Raw genomic sequence first — 14,319 nt, forward strand, 5'->3', positions numbered from 1 at the left:
CCTTATTCCGCCGCCACGTCGGGCGCGGGTGTGATCGGTTGGTCCATCCGCGCAAGAATGTCGCGCGAGATCGGGCAGCCGGCGTTCGGGTCGGGGCCAAAGCGCACTTCGCTTTCCTCCCAGACCTCGTCCAGCGCCTCCAGGTCGTTGGGGTCCACTTCCGGCTGGTCGAGAAGCTCGGCCACCGCCTCGCGGTCGGCTTCCACGCCCGAAAGCTGCAAAAGAGCGGCGAACGCGGGCGCATAGGGGCTTTCCCGCCGGACAAGCCGGGCAGACAAGGCCTCGAATATGTGCGCCGCGTCCGCCAAGGTTTCCTGTACTTCTGCAAAGGGACGCATCGACAGGAATTCCAGCAGCACCGGCAGGTGATCCGGCAGTTCCGAGGTAACGGGGTCAAAACCCCCCGCCCGGTAGGCTTCCAGCAGCGACACCATGGCGCCGCCCCGGTCCCGGCTTTCGCCATGGACATGTTCGAACAGGTTCAGCGACAGGGTACGCGACCGGTCGAAGAGCATGACATACTGCTCTTCGAGATCGTAGATGTCGCGCCCGCCCAGTGCCTCGACCAGCGGGCGCAGGTCGCGGCGGGCGGCGGCGGTCAGGCGGCTGTCGGCGGCAAGAACGCCCCCGATCTCGGGCATCGCCGCCTGCAATTCGCGCGTCGGATAGCTGAGTATCAGCGACAGCGCCTTCAACGTGCGGTCCATCACATCACCTCCGTGGGCATTTTCAGGGGTTTCTTCGACCCGCCGAACAGCGAGCCCTTGGAGACGCCGGTCGAGCATCCGTTGCCATCAGTAAAGCCGCAGCCGCCGCGCAGGTCATAGGCCTCTTCGACCTGTTCGCGATGCGTCGTCGGGATGACGAAACGGTCCTCGTAATCGGCAAGCGCCATGATCTTGTACATGTCCTCGATCACCCGGCCCGACAGGCCCACCCGCGCGACGATGGCCTCGTCGCGCACGCCGTCGATGGTCTTGGCCCGCATATAGGCGCGCATGGCCAGCATCCGTTCCAGCGCCTGGGCCACCGGGGCCTCGTCGCCGGCGGTCAGCATGTTGGCGAGGTAGCGCAGCGGGATGCGCAGGTTCTTCACATCCGGCATCGCGCCATCCATGCCGATGGCCCCGGCTTCGGCCGCGTTCTGGATCGGGCTGAGCGGCGGGATGTACCACACCATCGGCAGCGTCCGGTATTCGGGATGCAGCGGAAAGGCCACTTTCCACTCCATCGCCATTTTCCAGATCGGGCTTTCCTGTGCCGCCTTGATCCAGTCCTCGGGGATACCGTCGGCCCGGGCGGTTTCGATCACCACCGGGTCGTTGGGGTCGAGGAACACGCCCAGCTGCGCATCATAGAGGTCCTGCTTGTCCGGCGCATTCGCCGCCTCTTCGATCTTGTCCGCATCGTAGAGCATCACGCCGATATAGCGGATGCGGCCCACGCAGGTTTCCGAACAGACGGTCGGGTTGCCGCTTTCGATCCGGGGATAGCACAGGGTGCATTTCTCGGATTTGCCGGTCGACCAGTTGTAGTAGACCTTCTTGTAGGGGCAGCCCGAGACGCACATCCGCCAGCCGCGGCATTTCTCTTGGTCGATCAGGACGATACCGTCCTCTTCGCGCTTGTAGATCGCGCCCGAGGGGCACGACGCGGCACAGGCCGGGTTCAGGCAGTGTTCGCAGAGCCGCGGGAGATACATCATGAAGGTGTTCTCGTATTCGCCGTAGATCTGCTTCTGGATGCCCTCGAAGTTGTAGTCCTGGCTCCGCTTCGAGAATTCGCCGCCCAGGATCTCTTCCCAGTTCGGGCCCTTCTCGATCTTTTCGATCCGCTCGCCGGTGATCTTGGAACGGGGGCGCGCCGTCGGGAACGCCTCCATCTCGGGGGCGGATTTCAGGTGGTCATAGTCGAAATCGAACGGCTCATAGTAGTCGTCGATCTCGGGCAGGTCCGGGTTGGCGAAGATATTCGCCAGGATCCGCCATTTGCCGCCCTGCTTGGGTTGCAGCTTGCCGGATTTGGTCCGCTCCCAGCCGCCGTTCCAGCGCGCCTGGTTTTCCCAGTCGGTGGGATAACCGGTGCCAGGCTTGGTCTCGACATTGTTGAACCAGGCGTATTCGACACCGTCGCGGCTGGTCCAGACGTTCTTGCAGGTGACCGAACAGGTGTGGCACCCGATACATTTGTCGAGGTTCAGCACCATGCCGATTTGCGCACGAATTCTCATTCCGCTGCCTCCTTCTGGGTGGCTTCCCGGTCGAGCCAGTCGACCTTTTTCATCTTTCTGACGACGACAAACTCGTCCCGGTTCGCCCCTACGGTGCCGTAATAGTTGAAGCCGTAGGATTGCTGGGCATAGCCGCCGATCATGTGAGTGGGCTTGGGCACCGCGCGGGTGACCGAGTTGTGGATGCCGCCCCGTTTGCCGGTTTTCTCGGAACCGGGGGTGTTCACGATCTTTTCCTGGGCGTGATACATGAAGGTCGTTCCGTCCTTCATGCGCTGGCTCACCACCGCGCGGGCCGTCAGCGCCCCGTTGGTGTTATACAGCTCGACCCAGTCGTTATCGACGATCCCGGCCTTCTTGGCGTCGTTCTCGGAAATCCAGATCACCGGCCCGCCCCTGTTCAGCGTCAGCATCAGCAGGTTGTCGGAATAGGTCGAGTGGATGCCCCATTTCTGGTGCGGCGTGATGAAGTTGAGCACCAGGCTGTCGCCCGCATCCTGCACCTCGCGGGTGATCGTCTTCAGATCGACCGGAGGCCGGTAGGACAGGAACCCTTCGCCAAAGGCGCGCATCCACAGGTGATCCTGATAGAGCTGCTGGCGCCCGGTCAGGGTCCGCCACGGGATCAGTTCGTGCACGTTGGTATAGCCCGCGTTATAGCAGACCTTTTCGCTTTCCAGCCCCGACCATGTCGGCGACGAGATGATCTTGCGTGGTTGCGCGGCGATGTCGCGGAACCGGATCTTCTCGTCCTCCTTGGGCAGCGCCAGATGGGTGTGATCGCGTCCGGTGGCCTTTGACAGCGCGCCCCAGGCCTTGACCGCGACCTCGCCATTGGTTTCCGGCGCCAGCATCAGCACGACCTCGGTCGCGTCGATGTCGGTGACGATCCTGGCGCAGCCCTTGGCCGGACCCTCCTCCCACACGCCGTTCAGGTCGCGCAGGTGCTGGACCTCGTGATCGGTCTGCCACGCGATGCCCTTGCCGCCATTGCCGAGCTTGTCCATCAGCGGCCCAAGCGCGGTGAACCGGTCGCCGATCGCGGTATAATCCCGCTCGACCGCGATATAGTTCGGCGCGGTCTTGCCGGGGATCAGATCGCATTCGCCCTTTTTCCAGTCCTTGACCTGGTCCTGGGCAAGTTCGCCGGGCGTGTCATGCAGGATCGGCAGGGCGACGATATCGGTCTCCTGCCCCAGGATCTCGGGCGCGACCTCCTGCACCTTGTAGGCAATGGCCTTGAAGATCTCCCAATCCGACTTGCTTTCATAGGCCGGGTCCACCGCCGCTTGCAGCGGGTGGATGAACGGGTGCATGTCCGAGGTGTTGAGGTCGTTCTTCTCGTACCAACTGGCTGTCGGCAGCACGATGTCGGAATAGACCGCCGTCGTGCTCATGCGAAAGTCGATGGTGACCAGCAGATCAAGCTTGCCGCGCGGACCGTCCTTGTGCCATTTGGCCTCTTTCGGCAGTTGCCGGCCCTCCTCGCCCAGATCCTTGCCAAGAACACCGTGATCGGTGCCAAGAAGGTGCTTGAGGAAATACTCGTGCCCCTTGCCCGAGGAGCCCAGCAGGTTCGAGCGCCAGACAAACAGGTTGCGCGGCCAGTTCTCGGGCGCGTCCGGGTCCTCGCAGGACATTTCCAGCGCACCGGATTTGAGCTGCTCGGCCACATAGGCCGGGATCTCCTTGCCTGCCTTCTTGGCGGCCTTGGCCACCTCGAGCGGGTTGGTTTTCAGCTGCGGCGCCGAGGGCAGCCAGCCCATGCGTTCGGCCCGGATGTTATAGTCGATCAGGCTGATGTCCCAATCGCCCTCGGGGGCGGTGGGCGACAGGATTTCGCCCGCCGTCAGCGTCTCGTAGCGCCATTGATCGGTATGGGCATACCAGGCGCTGGTCGAGTTCATGTGGCGCGGCGGGCGGCCCCAGTCGAGCGCAAAGGCCAACGGCTGCCAGCCGGTTTGCGGACGCAGCTTCTCCTGGCCGACATAGTGCGCCCAGCCGCCACCGGACTGGCCCACGCAGCCGCACATCACCAGCATGTTGATGACGCCGCGATAGTTCATGTCCATGTGGTACCAGTGGTTCATCGCGGCACCGATGATGATCATCGACTTGCCACCCGTCTTTTCGGCTGTCTGCGCGAATTCGCGGGCGACGTGGATGATCTTGTCGGCCTTCACGCCGGTGATCTTCTCGGCCCATTTCGGGGTGCCGGGCACGTCCTCGTTGAAGTCGCTGGTCACCCAGTCGCCGCCAAGACCGCGATCCAGCCCGTAATTGGCGCAGAAGAGGTCAAAGACGGTGGCCACGGCCACGTCGCCCTCGGCGGTCTTGATGCGCTTGACGGGGATGTTCCTGGTCAACACGTTCGGGCGCTTGTCGCCGGTGGTGAAGGCCTCGGTCGCGTCGGCCCCGAAATAGGGGAAATCCACGCCGACCACGTCGTCATGATCCTTGTCGAGGATCAGCGACATCCGCAGCCTTGTATCGGCGCCGGCCGCCTTCTCCTCGAGGTTCCATTCGCCGTCCTCGCCCCAGCGGTAGCCGATCGAGCCGTTCGGCGCGACCAGCGCGCCCGAGGTCTCGTCAAGGGCGACGGTCTTCCACTCGGGATTGTTTTGCTCACCCAGCTTGCCGTCCAGATCGTCGGCGCGCAGGAACCGGCCCGGGATCATCCTGCCGTCCTTCTCCTCGATCTTCACCAGCATCGGGAAGTCGGAATACTTGCGGCAATATTCCTCGAAATACTCGGCCTGACGGTCGAGATGGAATTCGCGCAGGATGACATGGCCAAAGGCCATTGCCAGCGCCGCATCGGTGCCCTGTTTCACGTTCAGCCAGACATCACCGAACTTGGCGGCCTCGGAATAGTCGGGACAGATGACCGCCGACTTGGTGCCGCGATAGCGCGCCTCGGTATAGAAATGCGCGTCCGGCGTCCGGGTCTGCGGCACGTTCGAGCCCCAGAGCAGCAGGTAACCCGCATTGTACCAGTCGGCCGATTCCGGCACGTCGGTCTGTTCGCCCCAGGTCATGGGCGAGGCCGGCGGCAGGTCGCAATACCAGTCGTAGAAGGACATGCAGACACCGCCCATCAGCGACAGATAGCGCGAGCCGGCGGCGTAAGAGATCATCGACATGGCCGGAATGGGCGAGAAACCGAAGATGCGGTCCGGACCATAGGTCTTGGCGGTATAGGCATTCGCCGCCGCGGTGATCTCGGTCGCCTCGTCCCAGCTGGCGCGCACAAAGCCGCCCTTTCCGCGCGTCTCGACATACGAGGCGCGCAGCACCGGGTCGTTCTGCAACCGGGTCCAGGCCTCGACCGGGGTCATCGTCTCGCGCATCTTGCGCCAGACCTTCAACAGCCGACCGCGCACCAGCGGGTTCTTTACCCGGTTGGCGCTGTAAAGATACCAGCTGTAGGAGGCGCCCCGCGCACAGCCGCGCGGTTCATGGTTGGGCAGGTCGGGGCGGGTGCGGGGGTAGTCGGTCTGCTGGGTTTCCCAGGTCACGATCCCCGACTTGACGTAGATCTTCCACGAACACGATCCGGTGCAGTTCACCCCATGGGTCGAACGCACGATCTTGTCATGCCGCCAGCGGTTTCTGTAAGTGTCCTCCCAATCGCGGTTTTCGCGCGTGACCTGGCCGTGGCCGTTCGAGAACTGTTCCAGTTCATTGGACTGGAGGAAGTTCAATCTGTCGAGCAGGTGGCTCATCTGTGTTATCTCCTGAGACTGGCCGGACGCGCGGTGGCGCGCGCCCGGTGGCGTTACTGGCTCAGCACGGAACCGGTGCGTTCTTGCGGCTGTAGAAGATCCAGGTGATCGCGACGCAGATCACGTAGAAGATCAGGAACCCCCAGAGCGCGCCGTTGGGGGCTCCGGTCATGCTGATCGAGGTGCCGTAGAACTTGGGGATGAAGAAGGCGCCATAGGCCGCAATCGCCGAGGTGAAGGCGATGATCGCGGCACTTTCGCGCTCGGCCTGTTTCAGGGTCGCGGCCTCGTCCAGCTGCGGCATCAGGCGCGGCACTTCCTGGCGCATGATCGAGGGGATCATCTGGAAGGTCGAGGCGTTGCCGACACCGGTCAGGAAGAACAGCGCCATGAAGCAGGCGAAGAAGCCCCAGAAATTGCCGGCCGGGTTGGCCTCGGACGGCAGGAACTGAAGCACGCCCCAGACCGCCACGATCATGCCGAGGAAGGTCCAGAAGGTCACGCGGCCACCGCCGAACTTGTCCGAGACCCAACCGGTCGCGGCCCGGCTGAGCGCGCCGACAAGCGGGCCGAGAAAGGCGTATTGCAGCACGTTCACATCGGGGAACTGGGTCTTCATCAACAGCGGGAAACCGGCGGCATAGCCGATGAAGCTGCCAAAGGTGCCGGTGTAGAGGATGCACATGATCCAGTTGTGCTTGCGCGAGAAGATGATCGACTGTTCCGAGAACGAGGCCTTGGCATCGGCGATGTCATTCATGCCGAACCAGGCGGCAATGGCGCTGAGGGCGATGAAGGGAACCCAGATGAAACCCGCGTTCTGGATCCAGAGCTGGCTGCCATCGCCCAGCGTGACCGGCTCACCGCCGATTGCGCCGAACACGCCCGCAGTGATCACCATCGGCACCACGAACTGCATGACCGACACGCCCAGATTGCCCAGACCCGCGTTCAGCGCCAGCGCGTTGCCCTTGGTCTTTTTCGGATAGAAATAGGCGATATTGGCCATCGACGAGGCAAAGTTGCCGCCACCAAAACCGCACATCAGGGCCAGCACCAGGAACATCACGTAAGGCGTTTCGGGGTTCTGCACCGCAAAGCCGATGCCCAGCGCCGGCAACAGCAGCGAGGCGGTTGAAATGGCGGTCCATTTCCGCCCGCCGAAGATCGGGATCATGAAGCTGTAGAAGATCCGCAGCGTTGCGCCGGACAGGCCCGGCAGCGCCGCCAGCCAGAACAACTGGCCGGTGGAATAGTCGAACCCGATGGCGGGCAGTTTGGCCACGACGACCGACCAGACCATCCAGACCGAAAAGGCCAGGAGCAGGTTGGGAATGGAAATCCAGAGGTTGCGCGTTGCGACCGCATGGCCGCGGTCCTTCCAGAACTGCGGGTCTTCGGGGCGCCAGTCGATCAGGGTGTGGCCCTGCTGGGCTGCCTGTGCTGTTGTGGTTGCCATGGGTGGTTCCTCCGCTATGGCGTGTCTGTGATTGGCCGCCCGCACCCCTGTGCGGGCGGCACTGTTTCATTGGGCCGGCTGGACGCCGCCGTTCTTGCGTGCGATCGCGGCAAGACCCTCTTCAAGCTCCGCATTGGCCTTTTCGGCGCGGCGGCGCAGGGTCTCGATATTGGCGGCGGCGAAGTTGGCGCGCTCTTCATCTTCCTGCCGGGTCGAGAAGCGGACGAAGAAGGCCAGGAACGAGGCGCAGCTCACCACGATGCCGAGGATCAGGAAGGCTTCGGACCAGTCCACCATGTTCTTGAACAGGAAGCCCGCCAGAACCGCACCGGCATTGCCGCCCGCGCCCACCACACCGGCCACCGCGCCCAGCGCCTTCTTGTTGACGAAGGGGACCACGGAATAGGTCGCGCCCTCGGCCATCTGCGTGAACAGCGAGAAGACGATCAGCGCCGGAAGGGCCAGGAACAGGACCTGCATCTGGCTGAAGATCATCAGCGCGATGCCTTCGAACAGGATGCAGACGAACAGCCAGAAGGCCCGGCCCTTGAGGCCCCAGAGCGATCCGAAGTTGTCGCCGAACAGGCCGCCCAGCGTGCGGGCGAAGATGTTCATCAAGCCGAACGAGGCGGCAACGAAACCGGCGGTCACAAGGCTCAGGTCGAAATAGTCGAAGAAATAGAGCGCGGCGACGTTGTTTACCGTCAACTCGATCCCGAAACAGGCCCCGTAGATGACGAACAGCACCCAGACGCGCGGGTCCTTCAGCGCCTGCATGTAGTTGCCGGTGACGTTCTTTTTCTCTTCCATCCGGCCCTGCGCGCGCAGGTCGTCGAAATTGCCGTCGGGCGCGTCCTGGGTCAGAAAGTAATAGGCGATCCCCACAAGGAAGATGATGACACCCACCACGACCATGGCCAGCCGCCAGCCCATCGCCTCGGAAAAGCCGAAGCCCACGACGAAGACCGAGAACAGCAGCGGCATGACAAACTGCGTGACACCGCCACCCAGGTTGCCCCAGCCCGCCGAGGTTGCATTGGCCTGCCCCACCACGTTCGGGGCGAACATCACCGTGGTATGGTATTGCGTGATGACAAAGGCCGCCCCGATACCGCCGATCATGACCCGGAACAGCAGGAAGGATTCAAAGTTCCAGCTGAGCCCGATCCCCATCACGGGAAAGGCGCCAAGCAGCAGCAGCCAGGTATAGGCCTTGCGCGGCCCGATGCGGTCACAGAGCCAGCCGATGAAGAACCGGGCAAACACCGTGATCGCGACCGAACCGATGATCGCCCAACCGATCTGGTCCTTGGTCAGTTGCAGCTCGTCGCGCACCACGCTCATCAGCGGCGCGATGCCGAACCATGCGAAGAAGCAGGAGAAGAACGCGAACCACGTCATGTGGAACGTTCTGATCTGCACCATCTTCACGTTGAAGAAATTCGACCACAGCGCTGTGGCCTTGTTCTGTAGCTCCATCGGCTGTCCCTCCAGTCTCTGACAGTCTGCGCATGGCGGACTGCTTTGGCTGGGGGCACAGGGCGCTTCTTTGTGGTCAGATTGCTTGACTCAGATCAAGTTCCCCAGAAAATGCAGCAAAATAAATGGCTTGAAGAAATTTGTCATGTTGCGACATACGAGGTATCAAGGCGTAAGGGGACGTGGATCAATCAATTGATTGATTCTTATCAATCGAAATATTGATATTTATCAAGAGGTGGATGCAGATGCGCCTAGGTATGCCCGAGTCGGATTACCCGGACATCCGGGGGCTTCACCTGTTCGAGGACATGTCGGATGAGCATTTCCTGTCGCTGATGCGCGGCGCCTATGTGCAGAATTTCCCGCCTCAGATCGAATTGATCACCGAGGGCGAGCCCAGCGATTTCCTGCATATCGTGCTGTCCGGCTCGGTCGATCTGTTTTCGGGCTGGAACAACCGCGAGAGCAGCCTGGCGACGGTGCGGCCGATCTCTACCTTCATCCTTGCGGCCACGGTGCGGGACGCCCCCTATCTGATGTCGGCGCGCACGCTGGAAAAAAGCCGGATCGCCCTGATCCCCAGCCAGGATGTGCGCGCCGTGTTCGACGCCGACCCCGCGTTTGCCCGCGCCATCGTCCGGGAACTAGCCCAGGCCTATCGTCGCAAGGTCAAGACGATGAAGGATCTCAAGCTCAGGTCCTCGCTGGAACGGCTGGCCAATTACCTGTTGCGTCAGCAAGGCCGCTGCGACGGGGCGACCCAGTTCGACCTCCCCTTCGAAAAATGGCGCTTGGCCTCGCTTCTGGGCATGACGCCGGAGAACCTGAGCCGGTCATTCAAGAGCCTTCAGCCCTATGGCGTGCTGGTCGAGGGCAACCGGATCACCATCACCGACCAGGCGCAGCTCGAACGCTTTGCCCGGCCCAGCCCGCTGATCGACGACGACAGGACCTGAGGGGCGGGGAAAGGCGGCAGGCGCCGCCGTGCCGCTACCAGATCTGTTTGAAGGTCGCCGGCGTGCCGGGCAGAGCCGTCCGGGGCAAGCCCGAGGCCTGCACGGACAGGCCCGCCGCAAGATCGCGCACCAGTGCCAGCGCCGCGGTCAGTTCGCTGTTGGAAAAGGCCGACAGGACCGCGATCGCCTCGGCGCGGTGACCGGCCTCGAGCGCGGCCCCGGCCACACGCAAATGCGCCTGTGTCAATTCGGACAGCCGCGCCTCGCGCCGGTCAAAGGCCTGATGCACCGGCGCAAGCGCGGCCTCGCCCAGCAATTGCATCAGATACATCAGGCGCTTGCAGTCCTGAAAGGCGCCCACGCTGGTCTCGTTGAACTGCGGCACCAGCGACACGGTATCGTGGCCGCCGCTGACCGCCTTGCGCAAATCCAGGAACCGGTGCGACTCGCCGGTGGTCAGATAGCGGTGCGGCCCGTATTCCGGCGGGATCGCGTCCTGCCCCAGAAAGACCGGCGAGAACGGCGCCGCCAGCGCCCCGCAGGCCGCATGCCACATGCAGGTCAGCGCCGGGTCCGCGACGCGCCGCAGTGGCACGACCTGACCATATCCCGCCGTGTCGCCGGTCAGCCTCTCGGTGCGCACGGCCCAGATCATGTCCTCCAGACCGATCTTGCCGGGACGGGCGGCGCGGGCCTGCATCTCATCCTCGATCCAGCGGATCCCGTCCCAGCGCCCCTTGCCGTCGCCATAGACCGCGTTGGCGTCGAACGGCCCGGCCTCGTACCAGCCGCGTTCACGTGCAAAGCTGACGAAATTCGGCGACCACAGGAAATCGGGGTGACCGGGTTCGTCCACCGGCACCTCGAGCACATAGCCGGGGCGCGAGGCGCGGATGCTGTCGGGGCCAAGCCGCTCGGCCACCCACAGCCCCTGCCCGCCGGCGAACTGGATCATCACCCAGGCCTCGTCCGCATCGGCGAAGATATGGGAATTGCCGCCATAGGTCGCCTCGCCATGGTCCGCGATCAACGCGGCGCAGAGCGTGACCGCGTCCCGCGCACTGGTGGCACGCTCCAGCACGGTGCGGGCCAGGTCGCTATAGGTGAAGCCGGCCTGATCATTGGGGGTCATGTCCCGCAGTTCCTGCCGCGAGGTAGACCAGACGTCGCGCACCGCCACACCGGCGGCATTCACACCGCCATTGGTGATCGGCGCGGGCACGCCCAGATAATAGGAATAGCTGACCCGCATGTGTGCTTGCGTCCGGGGCACCTGTGGCACCGTGATCCTGCGGCCCGGCATGTCGGCTTCGGGGCCAACGCCCACCTCGATGGTGGCGCCCTCGGGGTGCTCCGCCGCTGCCACGATCTCGAGCCAGTGGGACGAAGGTTCATCTCCGTATCCCGCCAGCCAGGCATGGCCGGTTCGGCTGTGGGATTTGCCGACATAGATTGCATAGCTCATGCGTGATGGTCTCCGGTTGCGGCAGCGCTGCGGCGGGAACGCCGGATCTGCCGCCAGGTTTCGCGCGCCGCGCAGGCCCCGCTCGTTTCGGAACCGCCCGACGGGTTGTCGCTCAGATTGGCCGGGGCGGCAAGGCTGTGCCCCCGCCCGCAGAGGGGATGGCAGTCATCCGGGACCCGTCTGCTGTGCCCATGCGCCGGGGAAATGACAGCGATGAGCCGCGCTTGCGCCCTCCTGCCAGGCCGGCACCTCGGTCGCGCAGCGCGGTTGGACAAAGGGGCAGCGGGTATGGAACTCGCACCCGGCGGGCCGCCGCAGGATACTGGGCGGCTCTCCCTGCAACGCGATGCGCATCAGCTGCGCATCGGGATCGGGTTCGGGATTCGCCGCCAGCAGCGCCAGCGTATAGGGGTGCTGCGGCGCCGAGAACACCGCCTCGGTCTCGCCCTCCTCGACCAGCTTGCCCAGATACATGATGCCCACCCTGTCGGTGATGTGGCGGACCACGTTCAGGTTGTGGGTGATGATCATGATCGCCAGGCCCAACTCGTCCTGAAGCCGGGCCAGCAGGTTCAGCATCTCGCCCTGGATCGACACATCGAGCCCCGCCGTCGGCTCATCCGCGATGAGCAGTTTCGGGTCCAGCGCCAGCGCCCGCGCCACGCCCACCCGCCGCGCCTGACCGCCGGAAATCTGATAGGGATAGCGCGCCGCAAATTCGGGCGGCAGGCCGACCATGGCCAACAGACGCCTTGCCTCGGCATCCAGATCACGATCCTTCATGCCCTGAATACGGAACGGCTCGGTAATCAGCGACTTGATCGACAGGCGCGGAGACAGCGAGCCGATCGGGTCCTGGAACATCATCACGATCTCGCGGCGCAGCTTGCGGAACTGCGCCTCGGGCAGGTCGCGCAGCTCTTGCCCGCGATAGAGGATCGAGCCACTCGAGGCATGGTGCAGCCCCGCAACCGCGCGCGCCAGCGTGGTCTTGCCCGAACCGCTTTCGCCGACGATGCCATAGGTGCGGCCCTCTTCGATCTTCAGACTGACGCCCGAGACCGCCTTAATACTGCCAGCGCTGCGGAAGAGGCCTCCGCGCAGGCCGAACCGGACCACGACGTCGTTGATTTCCAGAAGCGCAGTCATGCGGTCACCCCCGCCCCGACAAGATGACATGCCGCCCTGTGCCCACCCGAGGCATCCGCCATGGCGGGCCGAACCGAACAGGCATCGTGACGCTTCGAACAGCGGTCGGCAAAGATGCAGCCGCCCGGCAGGTTGACCAGATCGGGGATATTACCGGGAATGGTCGGCAGGTTGCGGGTCCTGACCTTGATATGACCCGGATCACATTCCAGCAGCGCCCGCGTATAGGGATGGGCCGGCTGGTGAAACACATCGCGCACCGAACCGGTCTCGACCACCTCGCCCGCATACATCACCACCACCTCGTCGCACAGTTCGGCAATCACCCCCAGATGGTGCGAGATGAACAGCACGCCACAGCCGATCTCGTCCTGCAATTCCCGCAACCGCTCGATGATCTGTACCTCCAGCGTCGCATCCAGCGCCGTGGTCGGCTCGTCGGCGATCAACAGCGCCGGTTTCGCCATCAGCGCCATGGCAATGGCGATGCGCTGGCGCATGCCGCCGGAAAATTCGAACGGGTACTGGTTCAGCCGCGCCTGCGCGTCGGGGATGCCCACCAGCGCCAGCATCTCGGTCGCGCGCTTGCGCTTTTCGGCTTTCGTCAGCCGGTCGCGATACTGGATGTCCATCATCTGGCGGCCGACCGTCAGCACAGGGTTGTGGGTCTGCATCGGGTCCTGAAACACCATGGAAATCTCGGTGCCGCGCAGGCCACGCATCTGCGCCGCGCTCTTGCCCAGCAGGTCCGCGCCCTTGAACATCACATCCCCGGCACCGACCCGCGCATTGGGTGCCATCAGCCGGATGATCGCTGAAATCAGCGTGGACTTGCCGCAGCCGGATTCTCCGACGATGCCGACGATCTTGCCTTCGGGCACGGTCATGGACACATCGCGCAGCGCTTTCAGCTCTCCGCGCGGGGTGGCATAGCTGACCGACAGGCCCTGAATATCGAGAACGGCCATCACTTGCCCCCCTTGCCGCGCAGTTTCGGGTCGACCACATCGCGCAGCGCCTCGCCCAGAAAGGTAAAGCCGATGGTGGTCAGAATGAGCGGGATGCCCCCCGCGATGATCAGCCACGGCGTGTTGCGGATCAGGTTGTAACCGTCGTTGAGCAGTGATCCCCAGGACGGCGTCGGCGGCTTCACCCCCATGCCCAGAAAGGACAACCCCGCCTCAAGCCCCACCACGGTCGGGATGTCCATCGCCGCGAGCACCGCAAGCGGCCCCAGCACGTTGGGCAGCAGATGCACGGCCATGATCCGGGGCGTCGAGGCGCCCAGCGATTTCTCGGCGGTGATGAATTCCGCCTCTTTCAGCGACTGGGTCAGAGTGCGCACCACCCGCCCATAGGTCGGGATCGAGGTCACCATGATCACCACGATCACCGTGTTCAGGCTGGGCCCTACCAGCGCCACCACCGCCAACGCGAACATCACGGTTGGAAACGACCGGATGGTGTCGAACAAGAGCACGATCAGGTTGTCCAGCCATCGCGGCCCATAGCCCGCGATCATCCCCAGCAGCAGCCCGAAGAAGATTGCCCCGCCGATGGTCGGCAGCGCCACCTGAAGCGCCACGCGTCCGCCCCAGATCACCCGGCTGAACGTATCGCGCCCCAGCTGGTCGGTGCCCATCAGATGCGCCGCACTCGGCCCCTGCAACCGGTCGGGCACATTGAGCGCAATCGGGTCATAGGGTGCGATCCAGGGCGCAAAGATGGCCGAAGCGAGGATCAGCACCACGATCACCAGCCCGGTCAGCCCCAGCGGGTCGCGCACAAGGTGGTAGAGGATTTCACCCAGTTCGGACCGGGGCTTTGGCATCGTTGTATCGGTCATGTCCCTG

Annotated in this window: 10 protein-coding genes; 1 reads left to right on the forward strand and 9 read right to left on the reverse strand. The window is 63.8% G+C overall.

Features of this window, described 5'->3' with window-relative positions; genetic code table 11:
* Positions 1-2: 2 nt before the first annotated feature.
* The 5 genes from narJ to AC2FLM_RS01560 all read right to left on the reverse strand — a co-directional run bounded on the left by narJ (position 3) and on the right by AC2FLM_RS01560 (position 8,893).
* Complete coding sequence (gene narJ, locus AC2FLM_RS01540) at positions 3-707, reverse strand: nitrate reductase molybdenum cofactor assembly chaperone (protein WP_496855027.1); 705 nt, start codon at positions 705-707, stop codon at positions 3-5.
* Entirely contained in the window at positions 707-2,230 is a 1,524-nt protein-coding gene (gene narH, locus AC2FLM_RS01545; protein WP_496855029.1) for a nitrate reductase subunit beta, read from the reverse strand. Before narH ends, narJ begins: the two co-directional genes overlap by 1 nt.
* Entirely contained in the window at positions 2,227-5,955 is a 3,729-nt protein-coding gene (locus AC2FLM_RS01550; protein WP_496855031.1) for a nitrate reductase subunit alpha, read from the reverse strand. The genes narH and AC2FLM_RS01550 overlap by 4 nt, the downstream gene beginning before the upstream one ends.
* A gap of 61 nt (positions 5,956-6,016) precedes the next feature.
* Positions 6,017-7,414 carry a NarK family nitrate/nitrite MFS transporter gene (locus AC2FLM_RS01555; RefSeq protein WP_234145491.1) on the reverse strand — a complete coding sequence of 466 codons (1,398 nt, stop codon included), beginning with the start codon at positions 7,412-7,414 and terminating at the stop codon, positions 6,017-6,019.
* 66 nt (positions 7,415-7,480) lie between these two features.
* Positions 7,481-8,893 (reverse strand): MFS transporter, encoded by a 1,413-nt coding sequence (locus tag AC2FLM_RS01560; protein ID WP_234218460.1) that lies wholly within the window; start codon positions 8,891-8,893, stop codon positions 7,481-7,483.
* 248 nt (positions 8,894-9,141) lie between these two features.
* Here AC2FLM_RS01560 and AC2FLM_RS01565 point away from each other — a divergent pair, with 248 nt between their 5' ends.
* Complete coding sequence (locus AC2FLM_RS01565; protein WP_496855033.1) at positions 9,142-9,852, forward strand: helix-turn-helix domain-containing protein; 711 nt, start codon at positions 9,142-9,144, stop codon at positions 9,850-9,852.
* Positions 9,853-9,886: 34 nt separating this feature from the next.
* On the opposite strand, the gene AC2FLM_RS01570 is transcribed toward AC2FLM_RS01565, so the two are convergent.
* The 4 genes from AC2FLM_RS01570 to AC2FLM_RS01585 all read right to left on the reverse strand — a co-directional run bounded on the left by AC2FLM_RS01570 (position 9,887) and on the right by AC2FLM_RS01585 (position 14,312).
* The gene (locus AC2FLM_RS01570; RefSeq protein ID WP_496855035.1) at positions 9,887-11,317 is read right to left on the reverse strand and encodes a C69 family dipeptidase; all 1,431 of its coding nucleotides are present in this window, start codon (positions 11,315-11,317) and stop codon (positions 9,887-9,889) included.
* Positions 11,318-11,482: 165 nt separating this feature from the next.
* Complete coding sequence (locus AC2FLM_RS01575) at positions 11,483-12,466, reverse strand: ABC transporter ATP-binding protein (RefSeq protein WP_496855037.1); 984 nt, start codon at positions 12,464-12,466, stop codon at positions 11,483-11,485.
* The gene (locus tag AC2FLM_RS01580; RefSeq protein WP_496855039.1) at positions 12,463-13,434 is read right to left on the reverse strand and encodes an ABC transporter ATP-binding protein; all 972 of its coding nucleotides are present in this window, start codon (positions 13,432-13,434) and stop codon (positions 12,463-12,465) included. The genes AC2FLM_RS01575 and AC2FLM_RS01580 overlap by 4 nt, the downstream gene beginning before the upstream one ends.
* Positions 13,434-14,312 carry an ABC transporter permease gene (locus AC2FLM_RS01585; RefSeq protein WP_496855041.1) on the reverse strand — a complete coding sequence of 293 codons (879 nt, stop codon included), beginning with the start codon at positions 14,310-14,312 and terminating at the stop codon, positions 13,434-13,436. Before AC2FLM_RS01585 ends, AC2FLM_RS01580 begins: the two co-directional genes overlap by 1 nt.
* Positions 14,313-14,319: the final 7 nt, after the last annotated feature.

It is taken from the genome of Ruegeria sp. SAZD011, from assembly GCF_059612545.1.